The sequence below is a fragment of the Streptomyces sp. NPDC059564 genome (assembly GCF_042735575.1).
GTDB lineage: Bacteria > Actinomycetota > Actinomycetes > Streptomycetales > Streptomycetaceae > Streptomyces.
This window is the reverse complement of record NZ_JBHWBP010000416.1, coordinates 1-6268: the sequence shown is the minus strand read 5'-3', so window position 1 is coordinate 6268 and position 6268 is coordinate 1. Positions and strand designations below refer to the sequence as shown.

General features: G+C 74.3%; 6 protein-coding genes and 1 pseudogene. 2 read left to right on the top strand and 5 right to left on the bottom strand.

What is annotated here, in order from left to right; all coding sequences use genetic code 11:
• Positions 1–578, top strand: a 578-nt coding sequence (locus tag ACFV0Q_RS36980; protein ID WP_385011750.1) for an aminoglycoside phosphotransferase family protein, incomplete at its 5' end; no start/stop codon positions are given.
• Here the strand turns inward: ACFV0Q_RS36980 and ACFV0Q_RS36975 are convergent.
• The gene (locus ACFV0Q_RS36975) at positions 575–1567 is read right to left on the bottom strand and encodes a zinc-binding dehydrogenase (protein WP_385011751.1); all 993 of its coding nucleotides are present in this window, start codon (positions 1565–1567) and stop codon (positions 575–577) included. The two genes, ACFV0Q_RS36980 and ACFV0Q_RS36975, sit on opposite strands and share 4 nt — an antisense overlap.
• A gap of 140 nt (positions 1568–1707) precedes the next feature.
• Between ACFV0Q_RS36975 and ACFV0Q_RS36970 the strand changes: the two genes are divergently transcribed.
• Entirely contained in the window at positions 1708–2382 is a 675-nt protein-coding gene (locus ACFV0Q_RS36970; RefSeq protein WP_385011747.1) for a pentapeptide repeat-containing protein, read from the top strand.
• A gap of 7 nt (positions 2383–2389) precedes the next feature.
• Here ACFV0Q_RS36970 and ACFV0Q_RS36965 read toward each other — a convergent pair whose 3' ends face one another.
• The 4 genes and pseudogenes from ACFV0Q_RS36965 to ACFV0Q_RS36950 form a co-directional block, all read right to left on the bottom strand.
• On the bottom strand, positions 2390–2893 hold the full coding sequence (locus ACFV0Q_RS36965) for a hypothetical protein (RefSeq protein ID WP_385011744.1): 504 nt from the start codon (positions 2891–2893) through the stop codon (positions 2390–2392).
• Between the two features lie 50 nt (positions 2894–2943).
• Positions 2944–3912 (bottom strand): annotated as a pseudogene (locus ACFV0Q_RS36960) (M4 family metallopeptidase); the annotation flags it as partial.
• A gap of 399 nt (positions 3913–4311) precedes the next feature.
• The gene (locus ACFV0Q_RS36955) at positions 4312–4935 is read right to left on the bottom strand and encodes a response regulator (RefSeq protein ID WP_385011741.1); all 624 of its coding nucleotides are present in this window, start codon (positions 4933–4935) and stop codon (positions 4312–4314) included.
• Positions 4932–6268, bottom strand: a 1337-nt coding sequence (locus tag ACFV0Q_RS36950; RefSeq protein ID WP_385011739.1) for a sensor histidine kinase, incomplete at its 5' end; no start/stop codon positions are given. The genes ACFV0Q_RS36955 and ACFV0Q_RS36950, both read right to left, overlap by 4 nt.

Genomic DNA, 6268 nt, shown 5'->3' with positions numbered 1-6268 from the left:
CGGGGGGGCGGGGTGGGGGGGTGGGCGGGGAGGGGGCGGGGGGGGGGGGGGGGGGGGGGGGGGGGCTGTTGGGGGGGCGGCTGAGGGGGGTGGGGGCGCGGGTGGGGTTGCGGGGGCTCGGGGAGGTCGCGGCGGGGTTGCTGGCGGGGGTGCCGGGGGCGGTGGGGCGGCTGGCGGACGCGGGGGAGCGGCGGCTGCTGGGGGATTGTGCGGCGGCGCTGGCGGAGGTGGTGGGGGAGCCGGGGGACCGGTTGCTGCACTGGGACCTGCACTTCGGCAATGTGCTGGCGGGGGTGCGGGAGCCGTGGCTGGCGATCGATCCGAAGCCGTTGTCGGGGGATCCGGGGTTCGAGTTGCTGCCGACGCTGGTGAACGGGTTCCGGGTCGGGGAGGTGCGGTGGCGGTTCGATCTGCTGACGGAGGTGATGGGGCTGGACCGGGAGCGGGCGCGGGCGTGGACGTTGGGGCGGGTGGTGCAGAACTGTCTGTGGGAGCTGGAGGAGGGGGAGGTGGAGTTGCCGGAGCGCGAGGTGGCGGTGGCGGAGGTGTTGTTGGGGCGGGCGTCGGGCTGGGCCTAGGGCTCCAGGATGACCTTGCCGGTGGTGGCGCGGGTTTCGAGGGCGTGGTGGGCGGCTGCGGCGTCGGCGAGGGGGTAGCGCTGGAGGGCGGGGCGCAGTCGGCCGGTGGCGGCTTCGGTGAGGGCGCGGGTTTCCAGGACGCGGAGGGGGTCGGGGGCGCCGACGGCTTCGAGCATGGTGGGGCCGAGGACGTTGCGGGTGGTGATGCCGCGGGCGGTGAGGGCGGCCCGTTCGGTGTCGGTGAGGGTGAGGGGGCCGGCGGACCAGCCGAAGACGAGGTGGCGGGCGCCGGGGGCGAGGAGGCCCAGGGCGGTGCGGGCGGTGGTGGCGCCGACGGAGTCGAAGAGGACGGTGGCGCCGTCGGGGTGGTGGGCGCGGATGGTGTCGGCCCAGTCGTCGGCGGTGTAGTCGAGGGCGAGGTCGGCGCCGTTGGCGGTGGCCAGGGCGGCTTTGGCGGGTCCTCCGGCGAGGGCGATGACGGTGGCGCCGGCGTTCTTGGCGTACTGGACGAGCAGGGTGCCGATGCCTCCGGCGGCGGCGGTGATCAGGGCGGTGGAGCCGGGGCCGAGGTCGGCGAACTGGAGGATGCCGAGGGTGGTGCGGCCGGTGCCGATCATCGCGACGGCCTGGGCGGGGTCGAGGCCGTCGGGGACGGGGTGGAGGCGTTCTGCGTCGGTGACGGCGTATTCGGCGTAGCCGCCGGGGGCGAAGCCGAGGTGGGCGACGACGGTGCGGCCGAGCCAGGCGGGGTCGGTGCCGGGGCCGAGGGCGTCGACGGTGCCGGCGACTTCGCGGCCGGGGGTGGTGGGGAGTTCGGGGAGGGGCGCGGGGGGTCCCTGGACGCCTTTGCGGAGGCTGGTGTCGAGGAGGTGGACGCCGGCCGCGGCGACGGCGATGCGGACCTGGCCGGGGGCGGGGACGGGGCGGGGGGTGGTCTCGTAGGAGAGGTTCTCGGCGGGGCCGAAGGCGTGGAGGCGGATCGCGCGCATGTCGGCGGGGCCGACCGGGGCGGGAGCGGGGGCGGGGGTGGTGGTCATGGGCACAGGGTGGGACCTCAAGCGGGGTTGAGGTCAAGGGTGGGCGTGCCGGTGTTGCCGGCGTTGTCGGTGGGGTGGGTCAGGATGGGGAGATGGCGCGAAACGGGCAGAAGCAGACGGTGAAGGCGGCGCGGCGGGCGGAGGTGCGGCTGCCGGGGCTCGTGGCGTGGGAGGGCGGCGGGCTGGAGCCGGACGGGGATTACGACGGGCTGGAGTTCGCGGACCTCGACCTGGCGGGGCAGGAGGGCGTGGGGGCGCGCTTCATGGACTGCGCGCTGCGCCGGTGTGCGCTGGACGGGGCGGGGCTGGCGAAGGCGCGGATCCTGGACTCGGTGCTGGAGGGGGTCCGGGGGGTGGGGACGGATCTGGCGGGGGCTTCGCTGCGGGACGTGGAGCTGCTGGAGGCGCGCCTGGGCGGGGTGCAGTTGCACGGGGCGGTGCTGGAGCGGGTCCTCGTACGGGGCGGGAAGATCGATTACCTGAACCTGCGGACGGCTCGGCTGAAGGACGTGGTGTTCGAGGGGTGCGTGCTGGTGGAGCCGGACTTCACGGGTGCGGTGCTGGAGCGCGTGGAGTTCCGGGGGTGTGTGGTGCGGGGGGTGGACTTCACGGGGGCGCGGATGACGGACGTGGATCTGCGGGAGGCTTCCGAGCTGGGGATCGCGCGGGGGGTGGAGGCCCTTGCCGGGGCGGTGATCAGTCCGGCGCAGCTGTTCGACCTGGCTCCGGCGCTGGCGGCGCAGCTGGGGGTGCGGGTGGTGGGGTAGGCGGCGTCTACGCGGGGACGCGGGGGAAGCGGGACTGGAGCGTCCAGATGACCGGGTTGTCGGCGAGGCCGTCGTGCATGTCGACGAGGTCGGCGATCAGGTCGTGGAGGAAGTCGCGGGCTTCGCGGCGCAGCAGGCGGTGGCTGAAGGTGATGGGTTCCTCCTCGGCCGCCATCCAGTCGGCTTCGATGTCGACCCAGCCGAAGCGGCGTTCGAAGAGCATGCGGTCGGCGGACTCGGTGAAGTCGAGTTCGGCGTACTGGCGGTTGGCGGAGCGGCTGCCGCGGGGGTCCTGGTCGAGCTGTTCGACGATGTCGCACAGGGCCCAGGCGAAGTCGAGGACGGGGACCCATCCCCAGGCTGTGGATACTTCCCGGTCCTTGTCGGTGTCGGCGAGGTAGACGTCGCCGCAGAAGAGGTCGTGCCGCAGGGTACGGACGTCCGCGGAGCGGTAGTCGGTCTGCGGGGGGTCCGGGAAGCGCCGGGAGAGGGAGTAGCCGATGTCGAGCACGTCCTTGATGGTGTCACGGGTGCGCCCCTCCCGGCGCCGGGGGCGTCGGGTCAGCCGACGTTGACGGCTTTCCAGGCGGCGGCGACGCGGGTGGCCTCGGGGCTGGAGGCGCCGTAGAGCTCGATGGCGGACTGGAGGGTGGCGGTGCGGGCGGCGGCGTAGTTGGTGGTGGACCGCATGTGGAGGGTCAGGGCCCGGTACCAGATCAGGGTGGCCTTGTCGCGGCCGATGCCGAGGAGCTTGGAGCCGTCGTAGGTGGGGGAGTCGTAGGCGACTCCGTTGATCACCTTGGGGCCGCTGCCTTCGGAGAGCAGGTAGTAGAAGTGGCGGGCGGGGCCGGAGGAGGCGTGGGGGTCGAGGGTGCCGAGGTCGGCGGACCAGTAGTCGCGGGAGACGCCGTCCGCGCTGGGGCGGTCCATGCGGCGGGGCGGGCCGTCGAAGACGCGCTCGCCGAGGAGGTAGTCGCCGGGGTCGGCCTTGTTCTCGGCGTAGAACTCGCCGGCGGTGGCGAGGATGTCGGAGGTGCCTTCGTTCAGGCCGCCGGGTTCGCCGCCGGCGAGGAGGCCGGCGGTGGAGGAGGTCAGGCCGTGGGCGAGTTCGTGGCCGACGACGTCGAGGGAGGTCGGGGGGCGGCCGGGGGTGGTGCCGTCGCCGTACGAGACGCAGGCGCAGCTGTCGCTCCAGAAGGCGTTGCCGTAGCGGTTGCCGTAGTGGACGCGGGAGGTGGTGCCGGTGCCGTCGCCGCGTACGCCGTTGCGGTTGAAGGCGGCGCGGTAGAAGTCCCAGGTCACGGCGGTGGCGTAGTGGACGTCGACGGCGGCGGTCTGGCGGTTGGCGGGGTCGCCGGTGCCCCAGGTGTTGTCGGCGTCGGTGAAGAGGACTCCGGGGCCGGTGGTCTGGTTGAGGGCGTCGAGGGTGCGTTGGTTGCCGCGGGCGGGGTCGCGGAGTTGGTACGTGGTGCCGGAGGGGGTGGTGCCGAGGGGGACGGTGCCGGAGTACTGGCTGAGGCCGGTGCCGGTGGCGGTTGTTCGTGGGGTGGGGGTTGCGGTGGCCGTGCCGGCCGGGAGGGCGGCGAGGGTGGCGCCGAGCAGGAGGGCGGCGGTGGCGAGGCGGGTGGGGTGGGGCACCGGGGCTCCTTCGCGGGTGGGGGTGGCGCGAGGAGCGTGCCATTGGGGGTGGGGGGTTTGGCAGGGCTCTGACAGGAACTCGGGTCGGGTTGTCCGAAGAGCGGGCGTGGGTGTCCGGATCCCGTTCGCGCGCGGCGCCGTTGCCGGGGGCTCCGCCCAGGACCCCCGCGCCTCGAACTCCCCCAGCTACCGCTGGGAGGTGCCCCCTGGCGGGGCTGGATTTTGGCCGGGCGGCGCGGGATTTAGCGGGCGGCGCTGGGTTTGGCTGGGCGGCGCTGGATTTGGTGGTGTTCAGGACGGGAGGAGGCGTTGTTCCTTGGCTACCGCTACTGCGCCCGCGCGGGTGTCTACGCCGAGTTTGTCGTAGATGCGGCCCAGGTGGGTTTTGACCGTGGCTTCGCTGATGAACAGGGCGCGGGCGATGTCGCGGTTGCCGAGGCCGCGGGCCAGCTGGCCCAGGATGTCCAGTTCGCGGTCCGTGAGCGTGGGGCGGGTGCCCCGCATGTGGGCCATGACCCGGCTGGCGACCGGCGGGGAGAGGGTGGTGCGCCCCGCCGCCGCCGAGTGGATGGCGGCGAAGAGTTCCTCGGGGCGTTCCGCCTTGAGGAGGTAGCCGGTCGCGCCCGCGCCGATGGCCCGGGTGATGTCGGCGTCGGTGTCGTACGTGGTGAGGACCAGGACGTGCGGCGGCTTCGGGAGGGCGGTGATGCGGCGGGTGGCCTCGACGCCGTCGATGCCCTCGCCCAGCTGGAGGTCCATCAGGACCACGTCGGGGCGGAGCTTCGCGGCCAGCGCGACCGCTTCCTCGCCGCTGCCGGCCTCGCCGAGCACCTCGATGTCCGGCTCGCTGCCGAGGAGCGCGAGGAGTCCCGCGCGCACCACCACGTGGTCGTCGCAGAGGAGGATCGTCGTCATCCCGTGGGCTCCAGGGGGATCGCGGCCGAGAGCACGGTGCCCTCGCCCGGGGTGGATTCGATCGTGAGGGTTCCGCCGAGCTGGCGCACGCGGGCGCGCATCGCCGGGAGGCCGTGGCCGCGTTCGGCGGTGGTGCGGGGTTCGGTGAAGCCGTCGCCGTCGTCCGCGACGTCCAGGACGACCTGGTCGCCGAGGAAGCTGAGGGTCAGCGCGGCCGTACGGGCGCCCGAGTGCTCGCGGACGTTGGCCAGGGCGCCCTGCGCGATGCGCAGGAGGGCGGATTCGGTGCGGTCCGGGAGGGTGGTGGGGGTGCCCTCCAGGTGGAAGCGGACCTCGATGTCCGGGCCCGCGTCCAGGGCGCGGAGCGCGTCGGGGAGGCCCGCGCCGTTCTCCAGCTCGGGCGGGGCCAGGTCGTGTACGAGCCGGCGTGCCTCGGCGAGGCCGCGGGCGGCGATGCCGGTGGCGGTACGGACGTGCGCGCGGGCGGTGTCCGGGTCGCTCTCCCAGGTGCGGTCCGCGGCCTGGAGCAGCATCTGCTGGCTGGACAGGTGCTGGGCCAGGGTGTCGTGGATCTCCATGGACAGCCGCTGCCGTTCGGAGAGGGTGCCTTCGCGGCGTTCGGTGGCGGCGAGTTCCCGGCGTGTGCGGATCAGGTCGTCGATCAGGGCGCGCTGTTCCTGGGCCTGGCGTTCCATGTGGACGAAGACGGCGGTGGCCAGGGCGGCGACGGCGGGCGGGGCGAGGAGGAGGTTCGGGTCGAAGTCGGTGGCGAGCCTGAGCTGGGCGGCGACGACGAAGACGGTGAGCAGGGCGACGAGGACCACGGCGGCGCGCGGGGGGAGGGTGCGCAGGGCGGTGAAGAAGAGGGGGACGGCGCACCAGGCGAAGCTCGGGGCGAGGAGGACGAGGACGACCCAGGTGGCGACGACGAGGCCGAGCCAGAGTCTGCGGCGGAGGGTGGCGGGGGTGGGTGTGGGCGTGGGGGGCGTACGGGTGGCGCCGACGGCGGGGCCGAGGACGTAGAGCAGGGCCAGTGCGACGCTGAGGGCGATGACCCAGGGGGTGCGGGGTTCGCCGGGGTGGCGGAGGAGGAAGCGGGCCAGGGAGGCGCCGAGGAGCAGGAAGAACGCCGCGTGCATGACGGTGGCCAGGGTGCGGGTGTCGTCGGACCGCGGGGGGTGGCTCACGGCGGGGCTCCTGGGAGGGTGGGGGTCGGTGTCCATTTTGCCGCTGCCCTGGCCGGGCCGTCGGGTGGGTCCGCCGCCGCCGACTCCGCCCCCGGACCCCGGCGCCTCAAACGCCGGCGGGGCTGGAGGTGGGCGGCGTAGTGGTT

Coding starts and splice junctions, on each gene's coding strand:
- ACFV0Q_RS36975 (WP_385011751.1), bottom strand. CDS start 1,567: ATGCGCGCGATCCGCCTCCACGCCTTCGGCCCCGCCGAGAACCTCTCC.
- ACFV0Q_RS36955 (WP_385011741.1), bottom strand. CDS start 4,935: ATGACGACGATCCTCCTCTGCGACGACCACGTGGTGGTGCGCGCGGGA.
- ACFV0Q_RS36970 (WP_385011747.1), top strand. CDS start 1,708: ATGGCGCGAAACGGGCAGAAGCAGACGGTGAAGGCGGCGCGGCGGGCG.